General features: G+C 70.2%; 17 protein-coding genes and 1 pseudogene. 13 read left to right on the top strand and 5 right to left on the bottom strand.

The window, feature by feature from the left end:
• Window positions 1-2: 2 nt before the first annotated feature.
• The 10 genes from atpB (at window position 3) to AB0K25_RS26970 (ending at window position 9,021) form a co-directional block, all read left to right on the top strand.
• Window positions 3-800, top strand: a complete 798-nt coding sequence (gene atpB / locus AB0K25_RS27015) for a F0F1 ATP synthase subunit A (protein WP_208568405.1) — start codon at window positions 3-5, stop codon at window positions 798-800.
• A 137-nt stretch (window positions 801-937) separates the two neighbouring features.
• Window positions 938-1,171 carry an ATP synthase subunit C gene (locus tag AB0K25_RS27010; protein ID WP_067312849.1) on the top strand — a complete coding sequence of 78 codons (234 nt, stop codon included), beginning with the start codon at window positions 938-940 and terminating at the stop codon, window positions 1,169-1,171.
• Between the two features lie 29 nt (window positions 1,172-1,200).
• Window positions 1,201-1,740, top strand: a complete 540-nt coding sequence (locus AB0K25_RS27005) for a F0F1 ATP synthase subunit B (protein ID WP_208568406.1) — start codon at window positions 1,201-1,203, stop codon at window positions 1,738-1,740.
• A complete protein-coding gene (locus tag AB0K25_RS27000; RefSeq protein WP_208568407.1) occupies window positions 1,740-2,561 on the top strand; it encodes a F0F1 ATP synthase subunit delta in 822 nt (273 codons plus the stop codon). The genes AB0K25_RS27005 and AB0K25_RS27000 overlap by 1 nt, the downstream gene beginning before the upstream one ends.
• An 87-nt stretch (window positions 2,562-2,648) precedes the next feature.
• Window positions 2,649-4,292 (top strand): F0F1 ATP synthase subunit alpha, encoded by a 1,644-nt coding sequence (gene atpA, locus AB0K25_RS26995; RefSeq protein WP_219464442.1) that lies wholly within the window; start codon window positions 2,649-2,651, stop codon window positions 4,290-4,292.
• A gap of 9 nt (window positions 4,293-4,301) precedes the next feature.
• Window positions 4,302-5,231, top strand: a complete 930-nt coding sequence (locus tag AB0K25_RS26990) for a F0F1 ATP synthase subunit gamma (RefSeq protein ID WP_219464440.1) — start codon at window positions 4,302-4,304, stop codon at window positions 5,229-5,231.
• Window positions 5,231-6,688 (top strand): F0F1 ATP synthase subunit beta, encoded by a 1,458-nt coding sequence (gene atpD, locus AB0K25_RS26985; protein ID WP_208568410.1) that lies wholly within the window; start codon window positions 5,231-5,233, stop codon window positions 6,686-6,688. The genes AB0K25_RS26990 and atpD overlap by 1 nt, the downstream gene beginning before the upstream one ends.
• Before the next feature lie 219 nt (window positions 6,689-6,907).
• A complete protein-coding gene (locus AB0K25_RS26980; protein ID WP_363823371.1) occupies window positions 6,908-8,140 on the top strand; it encodes an LCP family protein in 1,233 nt (410 codons plus the stop codon).
• A gap of 134 nt (window positions 8,141-8,274) precedes the next feature.
• Complete coding sequence (locus AB0K25_RS26975; protein WP_219464438.1) at window positions 8,275-8,553, top strand: F0F1 ATP synthase subunit epsilon; 279 nt, start codon at window positions 8,275-8,277, stop codon at window positions 8,551-8,553.
• Window positions 8,554-8,565: 12 nt separating this feature from the next.
• On the top strand, window positions 8,566-9,021 hold the full coding sequence (locus tag AB0K25_RS26970) for a DUF2550 domain-containing protein (RefSeq protein WP_208568412.1): 456 nt from the start codon (window positions 8,566-8,568) through the stop codon (window positions 9,019-9,021).
• A 106-nt stretch (window positions 9,022-9,127) separates the two neighbouring features.
• Here AB0K25_RS26970 and AB0K25_RS26965 read toward each other — a convergent pair whose 3' ends face one another.
• Entirely contained in the window at window positions 9,128-9,550 is a 423-nt protein-coding gene (locus AB0K25_RS26965) for a VOC family protein (RefSeq protein ID WP_208568413.1), read from the bottom strand.
• Window positions 9,526-10,098 (bottom strand): cob(I)yrinic acid a,c-diamide adenosyltransferase, encoded by a 573-nt coding sequence (locus AB0K25_RS26960; RefSeq protein WP_208568414.1) that lies wholly within the window; start codon window positions 10,096-10,098, stop codon window positions 9,526-9,528. Before AB0K25_RS26960 ends, AB0K25_RS26965 begins: the two co-directional genes overlap by 25 nt.
• Here AB0K25_RS26960 and murA point away from each other — a divergent pair.
• A complete protein-coding gene (gene murA, locus AB0K25_RS26955) occupies window positions 10,097-11,536 on the top strand; it encodes a UDP-N-acetylglucosamine 1-carboxyvinyltransferase (protein ID WP_219464436.1) in 1,440 nt (479 codons plus the stop codon). The genes AB0K25_RS26960 and murA overlap by 2 nt on opposite strands.
• A gap of 128 nt (window positions 11,537-11,664) precedes the next feature.
• Window positions 11,665-12,513, top strand: coding sequence for a 3-hydroxyacyl-CoA dehydrogenase family protein (locus tag AB0K25_RS26950; RefSeq protein ID WP_219464435.1), 849 nt, complete (start codon window positions 11,665-11,667; stop codon window positions 12,511-12,513).
• Between the two features lie 95 nt (window positions 12,514-12,608).
• Here the strand turns inward: AB0K25_RS26950 and AB0K25_RS26945 are convergent, their stop codons facing one another.
• The 3 genes from AB0K25_RS26945 to AB0K25_RS26935 all read right to left on the bottom strand — a co-directional run bounded on the left by AB0K25_RS26945 (window position 12,609) and on the right by AB0K25_RS26935 (window position 14,884).
• Window positions 12,609-13,451 carry an ABC transporter permease gene (locus tag AB0K25_RS26945; protein ID WP_219464434.1) on the bottom strand — a complete coding sequence of 281 codons (843 nt, stop codon included), beginning with the start codon at window positions 13,449-13,451 and terminating at the stop codon, window positions 12,609-12,611.
• A complete protein-coding gene (locus AB0K25_RS26940; RefSeq protein ID WP_219464433.1) occupies window positions 13,451-14,353 on the bottom strand; it encodes an ABC transporter ATP-binding protein in 903 nt (300 codons plus the stop codon). The genes AB0K25_RS26945 and AB0K25_RS26940 overlap by 1 nt, the downstream gene beginning before the upstream one ends.
• A 234-nt stretch (window positions 14,354-14,587) precedes the next feature.
• On the bottom strand, window positions 14,588-14,884 hold the full coding sequence (locus AB0K25_RS26935; protein ID WP_208568419.1) for a DUF1540 domain-containing protein: 297 nt from the start codon (window positions 14,882-14,884) through the stop codon (window positions 14,588-14,590).
• A 724-nt stretch (window positions 14,885-15,608) separates the two neighbouring features.
• On the opposite strand from AB0K25_RS26935, the pseudogene AB0K25_RS26930 reads away from it, so the two are divergent.
• A pseudogene (locus tag AB0K25_RS26930) lies at window positions 15,609-15,835 on the top strand (hypothetical protein); the annotation flags it as partial.

Here is a 15,835-nt window from a genome sequence, read left to right as displayed (position 1 = left end):
CGGTGTTCGGACAGGCGAACGTCCTGGCAGCGGGCCAGGCGGCATTCCCACCCAGCGTGGAGGACTTCTACCTGCCCAGCATCCTGCCCTGGGGTGCGCACGACTCGTACTGGTTCACGAAGATCACGGCGATGGTCTGGGTCGCGGCCGGCATCCTGATCATCTTCTTCCTGGCGACCTACCGGAAGCCACAGCTGGTCCCGACCAAGAAGCAGTGGCTCGCCGAGTCGATCTACGGCTTCGTCCGCAACAACATCGCGGTCGACATGCTCGGGCACCGGGGGGTGCGGTTCGCGCCGTACTTCACCACGCTCTTCTGCTTCGTCCTGCTGACCAACTTCTTCGCGATCGTGCCGCTGTTCCAGATCTCGCCGAACTCGCACATCGCCTTCCCGGCGATCCTCGCGGTGATCAGCTACGTGCTGTTCAACTACATCGGCATCCGGCAGCACGGCTTCGTGAAGTACTTCAAGAACTCTCTGGTTCCGCCGGCCCCCTGGTTCATCCTGCCGCTGCTGATCCCGATCGAGCTCTTCTCGACCTTCATCGTCCGGCCGTTCTCGCTGGCCGTGCGTCTGTTCGCCAACATGTTCGCCGGGCACATGCTGCTGCTGGTCTTCACCCTCGGCGGCTTCGCGATGATCAGCGCCAACGCCTGGCTGGCGCCGGTCTCGGTGCTGTCCTGGGTGATGACCATCGCGCTGACCTTCCTCGAGTTCCTGGTCATCTGCCTGCAGGCATACGTCTTCACCGTCCTCACCGCAAGCTACGTGCAGGGCGCGCTCGCCGACGAGCACTGATCCACCGGGCGGGGGCTCGCGAGCGAGCACTGGTCCACCGGGCGGGGGCTCGCCAGCGTGCGAGCACTGGTCCACCGCATCAACCCGTTGTCGTCCCGCGTGAGAGTCACGCGAGATACCCAGGAGGAACCACACCCATGGACGCTAGCGTTCTCGCCGAGGTCACCGGCAGCACCGCCGCCATCGGCTACGGCCTCGCCGCCATCGGCCCGGGCATCGGCGTCGGCCTGGTCTTCGCCGCCTACATCCAGTCGACCGCCCGCCAGCCGGAGTCGTCCCGGATGACCCTGCCGTACGTCTGGATCGGCTTCGCCGTCATCGAGGCGCTCGCGCTGCTGGGCATCGCCTTCGGCTTCATCTGGGCCGGCTGACCCAGTCCCCGCAGACCAGGAGGTCATCCATGTACTTCCTCGCCGCTGAGGGTGGTGAGTCGACGCACAACCCGATCATCCCGATCTGGCAGGAGATCGTGGTCGGCAGCGTCGCCTTCGCCGTACTCTGCTTCGTCCTGATGAAGTTCGTCTTCCCCCGCATGGAACAGACGTTCCAGGCCCGGGTCGACGCGATCGAGGGCGGCATCAAGCGCGCCGAGGCCGCCCAGGCCGAGGCCAACCAGCTCCTCGAGCAGTACCGCGCGCAGCTCGCCGAGGCGCGTACCGACGCTGCCAAGATCCGGGACGACGCCCGGGCCGACGCGGAGGGCATCCGGCAGGACATCCTCGGCAAGGCGCGGGAGGAATCCGACCGGATCATCGCGGCCGGCAAGGAGCAGCTCGCCGCGGAGCGGGCCACCATCGTGCGCGAGCTGCGTACCGAGGTGGGCACCATCGCGGTCGACCTGGCCAGCAAGATCGTCGGGGAGTCGCTGGCCGACGAGGCCCGCCGCAAGGGCACCGTCGACCGGTTCCTGAGCAACCTCGAGAGCACGGGGGCCCGCTGATGCAGGCCGCCAGCCGGGAGTCGTACGCGATCGCGGCCGAGCGCCTCGACGCGTACGTCCGCGGTGCGGAGCCGTCGGTGGTGGCCTCCACCGCCGACGACATCCTCGCCGTCGCCGCCCTGTTGCGGGGTGAGCCGCGGCTGCGCCGGGCGCTGTCCGACCCGGCCCGCAGCGGCGACGACCGTGCGGCGCTGCTCACCGGCATCCTGGCCGGCAAGATCGGCGCGGACGCGCTCGACCTGCTGTCCGGCCTGGTCGCCGGCCGTTGGTCGGCACCGTCGGAGCTGCTCGACGGCACCGAGCGGCTCGGGGTGGAGGCGCTGCTGGCCAGCGCCGACTCCGCCGGCGACCTCGGTGAGGTCGAGGACGAGCTGTTCCGTTTCGGCCAGGTGGTCACCGGTCAGTCCGCGCTCTCCGCGGCGCTGGCCGACCCGATCGCCCCGGCCGGGCAGCGGGCCGCGCTGGCCCGGGAACTGCTCGCCGGCAAGGCCCGTCCGGTCACCGTCCGCCTCGTCGAGGTGGCTCTCGGCGGGTTCGGGGGACGCTCCTTCACCGGGGCGCTCACCCGGCTGGTCGAGCTGGCCGCCGACCGGCGGGACCGCCAGGTCGCGTACGTGACCGTGGCTGCCCCGTTGAGTGAGGCCGACGAGCGACGGCTCGGTGCCCGCCTCTCCGCGATGTACGGTCGAGAGGTTTCCGTCAAGCAGACGGTCGACCCGGAGGTGCTCGGTGGGGTGAGCGTGCGGGTCGGTTCCGACCTGTACGACGGCACCGTCCTGCGCCGCCTCAACGAGACCCGCAACGCGCTCGTGCAGCGCTGACCAGCGGCCTCGCCGCCCTTTGATCGACGCCATTCGGACCGGTCGGTACTAGGTATCCCGGGCCCCTGAATTTTAAGGAAGCAGAGGATGGCCGAGCTGACCATCTCGACGGAGGAGATCCGCGGCGCCCTGGAGCGCTACGTCTCCTCCTACTCGACCGACGTCTCCCGCGAGGAGGTCGGCACCGTCGCCGACACCGGTGACGGCATCGCCCACGTCGAGGGCCTGCCCTCGACCATGACCAACGAACTCCTGGAGTTCGAGGACGGCACGCTCGGCGTGGCGTTGAACCTCGACGTCCGGGAGATCGGTGTCGTCGTTCTCGGTGACTCCGCCAAGCTGGAGGAGGGGCAGCGCGTCAAGCGCACCGGCCGGGTGCTCTCCGTCCCGGTCGGCGACGCCTTCCTCGGCCGCGTGGTCAACGCGCTCGGCCAGCCGATCGACGGCCTCGGCGACATCGCCGACGAGGGCTTCCGCGAGCTGGAGCTCCAGGCCCCGAACGTGATGTCCCGGCAGTCCGTCGACGAGCCGCTGCAGACCGGCATCAAGGCGATCGACGCGATGACCCCGATCGGTCGGGGCCAGCGGCAGCTGATCATCGGCGACCGGAAGACCGGCAAGACCACCGTCGCGCTGGACACCATCCTCAACCAGCGGGACAACTGGCGCTCCGGCGACCCGAAGAAGCAGGTCCGCTGCATCTACGTCGCCATCGGCCAGAAGGCCTCCACGATCGCCTCGATCAAGGGCATCCTGGAGGACGCGGGCGCGCTGGAATACACCACCATCGTGGCCTCCCCGGCGTCCGACCCGGCCGGCTTCAAGTACCTCGCCCCGTACACCGGCTCGTCCATCGGGCAGCACTGGATGTACGGCGGCAAGCACGTCCTGATCGTCTTCGACGACCTGAGCAAGCAGGCCGAGGCGTACCGGGCCGTGTCGCTGCTGCTGCGTCGCCCGCCGGGCCGTGAGGCGTACCCGGGTGACGTCTTCTACCTGCACTCCCGCCTGCTGGAGCGCTGCGCGAAGCTCTCCGACGCGCTGGGTGGCGGCTCGATGACCGGCCTGCCGATCATCGAGACGAAGGCCAACGACATCTCGGCCTTCATCCCGACCAACGTCATCTCCATCACCGACGGCCAGATCTTCCTGGAGTCCGACCTGTTCAACCAGGGCGTCCGGCCGGCCATCAACGTCGGCACCTCGGTCTCCCGGGTCGGTGGCGCCGCGCAGATGAAGCCGATGAAGAAGGTCTCCGGCTCGCTGCGGCTCAACCTGGCCCAGTTCCGTGAGCTGGAGGCGTTCGCCGCCTTCGCCTCCGACCTGGACAAGGCCTCGCAGGCCCAGCTGAACCGGGGTTCCCGGCTGGTCGAGCTGCTCAAGCAGCCGAACTACTCGCCGTACCCGGTGCAGGAGCAGGTCGTCTCGGTCTGGTCCGGCGTCGAGGGCAAGCTGGACGACGTCCCGGTCGGTGAGGTCCGTCGCTTCGAGTCGGAGTTCCTCCAGTACCTGCGGCACAAGCACGAGGGCGTGCTGGCCTCGATCGCCGGTGGCAAGTGGGGCGACGACATCGCGGCCTCGCTCGACTCGGCCATCGCCGAGTTCAAGCAGGTCTTCCTCGGCAAGGCCGACGAGCACCGGGTCAACGACGCGCCCGCCAAGCCGCTGGAGGGTGAGGCCGACCGCGAGACGGTCACCCGCTACGCCGGCGGCGACGCCGAGAAGCAGTAGGGCTGAGTCATGGCGGCCCAGGTACGCGTTCTTCGTCAACGGATCCGTTCGGCGAAGGGGATGAAGAAGATCACCAAGGCGATGGAGCTCGTGGCGACGAGCCGCATCGCCAAGGCCCAGGCCCGGGTGACGGCGTCTCTGCCGTACGCCCAGGCGATCACCGGCGTGCTCACGGCGTTGGCCTCGAACGCCCGGATCGACCACCCGCTGCTCACCCCGCGCGAGCGGGTGCGGCGGGCGGGCGTCCTGCTGGTCACCTCCGACCGGGGCCTGGCCGGTGGGTACAGCTCCAACGCGATCAGGACCGCCGAGTCGCTGATCGCCCGGCTCACCGCCGACGGCAAGGAGCCGGTGCTCTACGTCATCGGGCGCAAGGGCCTGACGTTCTACCGGTTCCGCAACCGGCAGATCGCGGCGAACTGGACCGGCTTCTCGGAGCAGCCCACCTTCGCCGACGCCCGTGAGGTCGGCGAGACGCTGATCGCGGCGTTCACCGCCGGTGCCGACGACACCGACGGTGACGCCGGGCCGGACGGCGTGCTCGGCATCGACGAGTTGCACATCGTCTACACCGAGTTCCACAGCCTGATGACGCAGAACCCGGTCACCAAGATCATCGGTCCGATGCAGGTCGAGGACCGGCCGCGCTCCGAGGGGCTGCTGCCGGCGTACGAGTTCGAGCCGGAGGCGGAGTCGCTGCTCGACGCGCTGTTGCCGAGGTACATCAACACGCGGATCTACGCGGCGTTGCTGGAGTCGGCGGCGAGCGAGTCGGCGGCCCGGCGGCGGGCGATGAAGAGCGCCACCGACAACGCCGAAGAGATGATCGAGAAGTACACGCGTGAGATGAACTCGGCCCGCCAGGCCGGGATCACCCAGGAGATCAGTGAGATCGTCGGCGGCGCGAACGCGCTGGCCGCGTCGGGAAGTGAAGTGTGATGACTGTATCCGCAGTTGCCGGGGGACCGGCAGAGACCAGGACGGCCACCGGTCGCGTGGTTCGGGTCATCGGCCCGGTCGTCGACGCCGAGTTCCCGCGCGACGGCATGCCGGCCCTGTTCAACGCCCTGCACGTCGAGGTGAACCTCTCCGGTGGTGAGAAGACGCTGACCCTGGAGGTCGCCCAGCACCTGGGCGACAACCTGATCCGCGCCATCTCCATGCAGCCGACCGACGGTCTGGTCCGGGGCGCCGAGGTGGTCGACACCGGCTCCCCGATCACCGTCCCGGTGGGCGACGCCGTCAAGGGCCACGTCTTCAACGCCATCGGCGAGTGCCTCAACCTCACCGAGGGCGAGACGCTCGACGCGGACGACCGGTGGGGCATCCACCGCAAGGCCCCGGCCTTCGCGGACCTGGAGCCGAAGACCGAGATGCTGGAGACCGGCATCAAGGTCATCGACCTGCTCGCCCCGTACGTCAAGGGCGGCAAGATCGGCCTGTTCGGCGGCGCGGGCGTGGGCAAGACGGTGCTGATCCAGGAGATGATCACCCGGGTGGCCCGGAACTTCGGTGGCACCTCGGTCTTCGCCGGCGTGGGTGAGCGCACCCGTGAGGGCAACGACCTCATCGCCGAGATGACCGAGTCCGGCGTCATCGACAAGACCGCGCTGGTCTACGGCCAGATGGACGAGCCGCCGGGCACCCGGCTGCGGGTGGCGCTGTCGGCGCTGACCATGGCCGAGTACTTCCGGGACGTCAAGAAGCAGGAGGTGCTGCTCTTCATCGACAACATCTTCCGCTTCACCCAGGCCGGTTCCGAGGTCTCCACCCTGCTCGGCCGGATGCCGAGCGCGGTGGGTTACCAGCCGACCCTGGCCGACGAGATGGGCGAGCTCCAGGAGCGGATCACCTCCGTCCGGGGCCAGGCCATCACCTCGCTCCAGGCGATCTACGTGCCCGCCGACGACTACACCGACCCGGCGCCGGCCACCACGTTCGCCCACCTGGACGCGACCACCAACCTGGAGCGGTCGATCTCCGACAAGGGCATCTACCCGGCCGTGGACCCGCTGGCGTCCTCGTCCCGGATCCTCGCCCCGGAGTTCGTCGGCGAGGAGCACTTCACGGTGGCCACCGAGGTCAAGCGCATCCTCCAGCGCTACAAGGACCTCCAGGACATCATCGCGATCCTCGGTATCGAGGAGCTGTCCGAGGAGGACAAGCTCACCGTCGGCCGGGCCCGCCGGATCGAGCGTTTCCTCTCGCAGAACACCTACGCCGCCGAGCAGTTCACCGGTGTGCCGGGCTCGACGGTCGCGATCGCCGAGACCATCGAGGCGTTCAAGAAGATCAGCGAGGGTGAGTACGACCACTTCCCCGAGCAGGCCTTCTTCATGTGCGGTGGTCTGGAGGACCTGGAGCGCAAGGCGAAGGAGCTGATGTCGGAGGGCTGAGCCCCTCGACAGTCGTCCCACGAAGGCCACCCCGGCGCGAGCCGGGGTGGCCTTCGGCCGTTGTCGTGCCTGCTGGGGGCCGGTGTCCGGTTGCCGGGCGCAGGACTGGTCGGGAGGCGGGGTACCGTTTCGAGAACGACTCTCGGGTTCGAGTGTCGACGCGGTGCAACTTTTCGACCGGGTACGCCCGTCTCCTCTTCGTGGGCGTGACGAATCCTCGTGACGAGTCCCCGTGCGCGACGAATGGAGCTGCTGGTGGGCAAGGCCGGCAAGGGCGACAGGGACGGTAAGGGCGGCGGGATCGGCAGGGCCGGCGCGGTCGGTGAGACCGGCAAGGGCGGCAGGCGGTCGATCTGGTCCGGGGTGCCCCGCTGGGCGCGCGCGTGCACCATCTTCGGGGTCGTGCTGCTGATGCTCAGCGGCGCGGTCCTGGTGGGCTACGAGACGCTGCTGTCGCGTTACGAGGGCTCGGTGGGCAAGGCCGACCTCTTCGGTGACAAGGCGGCCGGGGCGCAGGAGCGCAAGAGCAACGTCAAGGGCCCGTTGAACATCCTGCTGGTGGGGATCGACCCCCGGGACGCGAAGACCCCGCCGCTGGCCGACTCGATCATGGTGCTGCACGTGCCGGAGTCGCTGGAGCAGGCGTACATCTTCTCCATTCCGCGCGACCTCTACGTCGACATCCCCAAGTTCGACAAGGCCGGCTACCGGGGTGGCTCCGGCAAGATCAACGCGGCGATGTCGTTCGGCAGCATCGTGGAGGGCAAGAACCCCAGCGCCCCGCAGGGCTTCGAACTGCTCGCCAAGACCGTGCAGAAGGCGACCGGGATCGAGCGGTTCGACGCCGGGGCGATCATCAACTTCACCGGCTTCCAGAAGATCGTCGACGCGATGGGCGGTGTCGACATGTACATCGAGCGTCAGGTCAAGTCCGAGCACCGGGAGCCGAACGGCAAGCACCGCAAGGGCAACCCGTACGGCGAGGGCTACATCGGGCCGCAGGCGGTCTACAAGAAGGGCAACCAGCACCTCAACGGCTGGCAGGCGCTGGACTACGTCCGGCAGCGTTACCCCCGCAACGGCGTTCCCGACGCCGACTACGGCCGGCAGCGCCACCAGCAGCAGTTCATCAAGGCGATGGTCAGCCAGGCGTTCAGCGCCGACGTGGTGACCAACCCGATCAAGCTGGACCGGGTGATCCGGGCTGCCGGTCAGTCGCTGACCTTCAACGGCCGGGGCAGCAGCGTGGTCGACTTCGCCATCGCGCTCAAGGGCATCCGCTCGGAGAACGTCGAGTTGATCAAGCTGCCGGGGGAGGGGATCGGCACCGGCAACGGCTACCGGGGCGAGCGGCTGCTGCCCGTCGCCGACGACTTCTTCACCGCCCTCGGCAACGAGAAGTTGGACGCCTTCCTGCTGGAGCACCCGGAGTTCCGTAACAAGACCAAGTGATCCGCCAGATGCCGACGCCACCGCCCGGCCAGCCGACACGCCGGGTGGTGGCGTACGTCTCGGCACCCGCGTTGGGTAGGTCACCAGGCTCCGACTAGACTTTCGACAATCCGCCGCCGCAGCAAGGAGACAGCGTGGCACAGCAGCTTCACGTCGACCTCGTAGCCGTCGAGGAGAAGGTCTGGTCCGGCGAGGCCGAGATGGTCGTCGCCCGCACGACCGAGGGCGAGCTGGGTGTGCTGCCGGGGCACGCGCCGCTGCTCGGCCAGCTCGCCGAGCCCAGCCAGATCCGGATCAAGCAGGCCGGCGGCCAGCAGGTCGCCTACGACATCACCGGCGGATTCCTGTCGGTCGGCGCCCAGAGCGTGACAGTGCTCGCCGAGAGCGCCACCCCGGCCACTCCGGCCCGCTGAGCCCACCCGCCGATGGAGATCGTCGAAGGGATCGCAATCGGCATCGCGGTGATCCTGGTCGCGGTCCTGATCCTCTTCGTCCGGCGGGCACTGGTCACCCGTAGCGGCGGCATCATCCGGTTGAGCGTCCGGGTCACCACCGTGTTGGACGGTCGGGGCTGGTCCCCGGGCTTCGCCCGCTTCGTCGGCGACCAACTGCGGTGGTACCGGATGTTCAGCTTCGCCCTCCGGCCCAAGCGGGTGCTCTCCCGCAAGGAACTGGTGGTGGAACGACGGCGTCTCCCCGAGGGGCAGGAACGGCTCTCCATGCCGTCCGACTGGGTGATCCTCCGCTGTACCAGTCAACACGCGCCGGTCGAGATCGCCATGGCCCGCTCCACGGTGACCGGATTCTCCTCCTGGCTCGAGGCCGCCCCGCCCGGGGCGGCCTCGCCACGTATGGCGTCCCAGGACTGGCCCGCCGCCTGACCCCCCGGGCCGGCCCGGCCATCGGGATCGCGCCCGGCCAGGTGCGCCGGGACCGAGGGGCTGCGCACCGCCGGGACCGCCGATGCCCGCCGCCTGACCGGTGGTCCTACGGTTGCGTGGCGGCGACCAGCTCGACCTCGTACCCCTGCTCGTCGGTGAGGTAGCCGGCGTAGCTGTCCGGGCCACCGGCGTGCGGGTGACGGTCGGCGAAGAGCAGCGTCCAACCGTGGGCCGGTGCGGCAGCCACCAGCCGGTCCACCGCGTCCGGCGGACCGGCGTGGAACGCCAGGTGGTTGAGGCCTGGGGCGAGCCGGTCGTGGATCCGCCCGGACAGCGCCGGGGACTCCTCCATGACCAGGTACGTCGGGCCGTGCCGCCAGGACCGACCGGCCGGCCAGTCCTGGTACGGCGTCCAGCCGAGCGCACCGAGCAGCCAGCCCCAGCTCCGCTGCGCGGCGGCCAGGTCGGGCACCCAGACCTCGACGTGGTGCAGCCCGCCCGTGCTCAGCGCTTGCCGCCCGGCACCCATAGCACATCGCCGCCCGGATTGGCCGTTCTTGACAGGATGAACAGCAGGTCGGAGAGGCGGTTGAGATACTTTGCCGGAAGGGAGCTGGTGCGATCCGGATCGTGGGCGACCAGGGCCCAGGCCGTCCGTTCGGCGCGCCGGGCGATCGTCCGTGCCACGTGCAGCAGTGCCGCGCCTGCGGTGCCGCCGGGGAGGATGAAGGAGTCGAGCTTGCCCAGTCGCCCGTTGTACTCGTCGCACCAGCCTTCGAGGCGTTCGACGTACTCCTCGGTGACCCGCAGCGGCGGGTACGCCGGGTCCGGCTCGACGGGGGTGGCCAGGTCGGCGCCGACGTCGAACAGGTCGTTCTGGATCGACTCCAGCACGGCCCGCAGCCCGTCGTCGAGCTGCCCCAGGGCGAGCGCCACGCCGAGCGCGGCGTTGCACTCGTCGACATCCGCGTACGCGGCGATCCGGGGATCGGTCTTCGGCACCTGCTCGTTGTTGCTCAGCCTGGTCATGCCGGCGTCGCCGGCCTTGGTGTAGATGCGCGTGAGGTGGACGGCCATGACGCACAGCCTACGGATACCGGACCTGACGATCCCGGCCCGGCCGGCCCCGACCGGGTGGCCGATGGGGGTGGGGCCGGGTGACGCCGGTGACCCGGCGGTCGACGACGTCGAGGTGATCCGGGTCGGCGGGGACGCCCGGCTGGCCGGCACGGTGCACGTCGTCGGGGCGAAGAACTCGGCGTTGAAGCTGATGGCGGCGGCGCTGCTGGCACCGGGACGGACGGTCATCACGAACGTCCCCCGGATCACCGACATCGCCATCATGGGCGAGGTGCTGCGCCGGCTCGGCTGCCTGGTGCGGTTCGAGGCGGACGACCCGGTGGACCCGATGGTCGGCCACGGTGGGCAGGCCCGGTCCCGGTCGGTCGTCATCGACGTACCCGAACAGCCCGGTGCGGACGCCGACTACGACCTGGTACGGCGACTGCGGGCGTCGATCTGCGTGCTGGGCCCGTTGCTGGCCCGCCGGGGGTACGTGCGGGTGGCGCATCCGGGCGGGGACGCGATCGGTTCCCGGGGCCTGGACATGCACATCGCCGGCCTGGCCCGGATGGGCGCGGACGTCTCCGGGGAGCACGGTTTCGTCATCGCCGCCGCCCCGGACGGCCTGCGGGGTGCCGAGATCGTGCTGGACTTCCCCAGCGTGGGGGCCACCGAGAACCTGGTGATGGCGGCGGTGCTGGCCCGGGGGGTCACCGTGATCGACAACGCGGCCCGGGAGCCGGAGATCGTCGACCTCTGCACCATGCTCAACCGGATGGGCGCCCGGATCTCCGGCTGCGGCAGCTCCACCCTGCGTATCGCCGGGGTGCCTGCGCTGCACCCGGTGCGCCACGCCACGGTGGGGGACCGGATCGTGGCCGGCACCTGGGCGTTCGGTGCGGCGATGACCCGGGGGGACGTGACGGTCACCGGGATCGACCCGGCCTGTCTGGAGGTCGCGCTGGACAAGTTGGTGTCGGCCGGCGCGCTGGTGGAGACCCGGGGCGACGCCTTCCGGGTACGCGCCGACGACCGGCCCACCGCCGTCGACGTGGTCACCCTGCCCTACCCGGGTTTCGCCACCGATCTGCTGCCGATGGCGATCGGGCTGGCGGCGGTCAGCGACGGGGCGTCGCTGATCACCGAGAACATCTTCGACGGCCGGTTCATGTTCGCCAACGAGATGACCCGGCTCGGCGCCGACATCAAGACCGACGGCCACCACGCGGTGGTACGGGGTCGGGACCGGCTCTCCGGCGCCCCGGTACGCGCCACCGACATCCGGGCCGGTGCCGGGCTGATCATCGCCGGGCTCTGCGCGGACGGAGTCACCGAGGTCTCGCACGTGCACCACGTGGACCGGGGCTACCCGGACTTCGTGGCCGACCTGCGGGCGCTCGGCGTGAAGGTGGAACGCGGCACCGCCCCGGAGGCCCCGGAGCTGACCATCTGACCCCGCACCACCTGACCCGCGCTGACCTGCCGCCCGAGCTCGCCCTGCCCCGGTCGGGGGCTTAGCGGTCGTTCAGGCTCGCCGACTAGGGTGCTGGCAGACACTCAATCGCAGCGAGGGAGAAGCAGATGGCGGGTCGACTCGCGGTCGTCGGGGCCGGGCTGATGGGTTCCGGCATCGCCCAGGTGGCGGCGCAGGCCGGGTGGCAGGTGACCATGCGGGACGTGGACGACGCGGCCACCACCCGAGGGCTGGACGGCATCCGGAAGTCGCTGGCGAAGTTCGCCGAGAAGGGCAAGATCGACCCGTCCGAGGTCGAGGCGACCCTGGCCCGGATCACCCCGACCACCGAGCTGGAGGCGGCGGCCGACGCGGACATCGTGGTGGAGGCGGTCTTCGAGAAGATCGAGATCAAGCACGAGGTGTTCCGTGCGTTGGACAAGGTCTGCAAGTCCGACGCGGTGCTCGCGACCAACACCTCGGCCATTCCGGTGACCCAGATCGCCACGGCCACCGAGCGGCCGGAGTCGGTGGTGGGCACCCACTTCTTCTCCCCGGTGCCGATGATGAAGCTCTGCGAGCTGGTCCGTGGCTACAAGACCAGCGATGCGACGCTCGCCACGGCGAAGGCGTTCGCCGAGGAGATCGGCAAGACGGTGGTGGTGGTCAACCGGGACATCGCCGGTTTCGTCACCACCCGGCTGATCTGCGCGCTGGCCATGGAGGCGGTCAAGCTGGTCGAGTCCGGGGTGATGTCGGCCGAGGACCTGGACACCGCCTGCAAGCTGGGCTTCGGTCACGCCATGGGCCCGCTGGCCACGGTCGACCTGACCGGCGTGGACGTCCTGCTGAACGCCACGAAGAACATCTACACCGACACCGCCGACGAGAAGTTCTTCCCGCCGGAGCTGCTCCAGCGGATGGCCACCGCCGGTGACCTGGGCCGCAAGACCGGCCAGGGCTTCTACTCCTACTGATCCCGGGGCACACGGTCGCCGATACTGCGGTCTCCCGTCGACGGGCACCGCAGTATCGGCACAACCGCGTCGATCACGCTGGCCGGGGTGGCGGATCAGCCGTCGCGCTTGGTGGTCCAGCGGAAGGTGGTCAGGCAGAGGACCAGGCCGATCACGCACCACAGGGCGAGGACCAGGGCGACCCGGCCCAGCTCGAAGGAACCGCCGGGTTCCTGGGCGCCGAAGCTCTCCGGCAGGAACACCGCGCGCAGGCCCTGGCACATCCACTTCAGCGGGAAGAGCGCGGCCACCTGCTGCATCCAGCTGGGCAGGTCGGTGAAGACGAAGAACACCCCGGAGATGAACTGGAGCACCAGGGAGACCGGGGTGACCACGGCGGAGCCGCTGCGTGCGGTGCGGGCCAGCGACGAGATGGCGATGCCGCACAGGGTGCAGGCGGTCACCCCGAGCACGGCGACCCAGCCGAAGGTGAACCACTTGGCGGCGGTGGCCGGCAGGTCGAGGTCGAACAGCGCCACGGCGACCGCCAGCAGCAGCGCGGTCTCGGCGACGCCGATCGCCACCACCATGATCACTTTGCCGGCGAACCAGACCCACTTGGGCATCGGGGTGCCGCGGTAGCGCTTGAGCACGCCCCGGTCCCGTTCGATCGGGATCCAGATGCCGAGGTTCTGGAAGCTCACCGTCATCAGGCCGGTCGCGATCATGCCGGTGATGAAGTACTGGGTGAACTTCACCCCGCCGCCGATCGTCCCGTCGAAGATCGACGCGAAGATCAGGATCATGATGATCGGGAAGCCCATCGTGAACACGACGGACTCCCGGCTGCGCAGGAACTGGGTGATCTCCAACCGGCCCTGGCGCAGGGCGAGTGCGCCCGGCCCGAGCCGTCGACTGCCGGCGGCGACCGGGTTCCCCGGCCTGGTGGTGGTCGTCATCAGTGTCCGATCATGCTCAGGTAGACGTCTTCCAGGGTCGGCCGGGTCACGGTCAGGCCGGGCACCTCGCCACCGAAACGCGCGGCCAGCTCCGCCACCAGCGCCGTTGGCGTCGCGCTCTGCGCCGTCTCCGGCGTCCCGTCCGGCGTACGCCAGGAGACCGTCGCCAGGGCGTCCTGCCGGTTGCCGAGCAGGTTCGGCGGGGCCACCTCGATCACCCGGCCGGCGGCGATCACCCCGACCCGGTCGGCGAGCGACTCGGCCTCGTCCAGGTAGTGGGTGGTGAGCACGATGGTGGTACCGGCGGCGGCGAGGTCCCGGATCAGCTCCCAGAACTCGCGCCGCGCCTCCGGGTCGAAACCGGTGGTGGGCTCGTCGAGGAAGAGCAGCTCGGGGCGGCCGATGATGCCCAGCGCCACGTCGAGCCGTCGCTTCTGCCCGCCGGAGAGGGTGTGCGTGCGGGCGTTGGCCTTGGCACCCAGCCCCACCCGCTCGACGACCCTGTCCGGGTCGTCCGCCTCGGGATAGAAGCCGGAGAAGTGCCGCACCACCTCGGCCACGGTCAGCTCGTCGAACTCGCCGGTGCCCTGGAGCACGATGCCGACCCGGGAACGCCAGTCGGCCGCCCCGCGTCGGGGCGTACGTGACGATCCCACCCGCGATCCCCGCGGTCTCGACCCGAGGACGAGCCCGGGATCGCTGCCGAGCACGCTCACCTCACCGGCGTCGCGCTGCCGGTAGCCCTCCAGGATCTCCACCGTGGTCGTCTTGCCCGCGCCGTTGGGGCCGAGCAGGGCGAACACCTCGCCCCGGCGGACGTCGAGGTCCACCCCCGCCACCGCGACGTTGTCGCCGTACGCCTTACGCAGTCCCCGTACGGAGATCGCGAGCTCGTCTTCCATGGCGTCCAGTGTGCGACCAGGCCGTCCGGCGCGGCGGTCCGGGGTGTGCCGGTGCCGGTCGGGGCGCGTCGCGGCGGCCCGCTCGCGCCCGGTGCGGACCGGTGAGGTGCTGCCCGGCCGGGCGTGGCCGGCCGGGCCAGGGAGGTCCGGCGGTGCGAGGGATATTCGGCCGTGCCGGGCATGGTCGCCGGGGCCGGGGCCGGGGCGTGTGGCCCCGGCCCCGATGGCGGTCGGTCAGCGGCGCTGGTAGGTCATGCAGTCGGCCAGGTCGTTGTCGGGGCCGACGGTGATCGCCGGGGCGCGGCACTCCAGCTCGGCGTTGTGCTGGCAGTCGGCCCGGCTGCACGCGCCGACCTGGGCGATCAGCCGGTCGAGGCCGCCACGTACCGGAAGCTCCACGAAGGTGTGGCAGTGGGCATGGTCGGTGCTGCCGATGGTGATGGCGAACGCGTGGCAGTCGTTGGTGTGGTTGTACGCGCAGGACGAGGCCGCGCACTCCTGAACCCGGGGCATTTCCAGCGCTGCGGTCATGACAACCTCACTTTCGGTAGATATGCCACAAATGATAGGCATCGTTCCGGCGGGCGCGGGCCGTTCCACCACTGATCCCCCCGTAGGAAGCCACCCCACGGTGCCCGCGCCCCCAACGCCCCCGCCCCGCCCCGCCCCGCCCCGCCCCGCCCTTTTGCCCCGGTGATCAAGAGAATTGCGGCAGGGAGAGCGCTCTCGATGACGCAAACCTCTTGATCACCGGGGCGGCCCACCGGGGCGGCCCACCGGGGCGGCCCAGCGGGGCGGCTCGGCGGGGGCCGGCTGGGTGGGTCGGGGTGGGTGGGGGTGGGTTGGCGGGTCTGCGGTCGACCGGTTGGGGGCGTTGCATCTGGTCTGGATGTCCGGTTTGGTGCGGTCGGGGCGTCACCGGTGTCCGGTGTGGGGGCGACCGGGTGGGGGTGTCCCGTGACCGGCGGCACCCCTGCGGCGGAATGCTGGCCGGCCAGCGGTCGTTACACCCTCTGTACGACCGCAGCAGCACCCCGCCCGGCCAGCCCGGAAGTGGGTGGGCGCCCCGGAATGATGCGGGGCCCCCGGTCGTTACATCTGGTTCCGGCATGGGCGGCAGGCCCCACCGGAGACCGACGACTTCTCCCTCATGAGCGCCTCGTCGTGGTGCTTACGCCCCCTCCGCCGGTTCCGCCGGTGTTCCGGTCCCCCGACCGGTCCGGGGGGCGTCGACCCCCTCGAAGGAGCATCCCCCATGAAGACCACCATTCTGCGTAAGAGTGTCCTCGGTATCGCCGGTCTGGCCGTCGCCGGTGGTCTGGCCGCCGGCCCGCTGAACCACGGCACCGCCGAGTCGACCGCCACCGACCACACCGTGGCCGTGGTACAGGCCGACAAGCCGGCCGTGGACAAGGGCAAGCTGATCCCGCACGGCGTGCAGGGCGAGCAGTCCCGCATCGACCTGGGCGACGAGCAGACCGG

This window comes from Micromonospora sp. NPDC049257 (genome assembly GCF_040678915.1).
GTDB lineage: Bacteria > Actinomycetota > Actinomycetes > Mycobacteriales > Micromonosporaceae > Micromonospora > Micromonospora antibiotica.
This window is presented reverse-complemented; position numbering and strand designations above follow the sequence as displayed.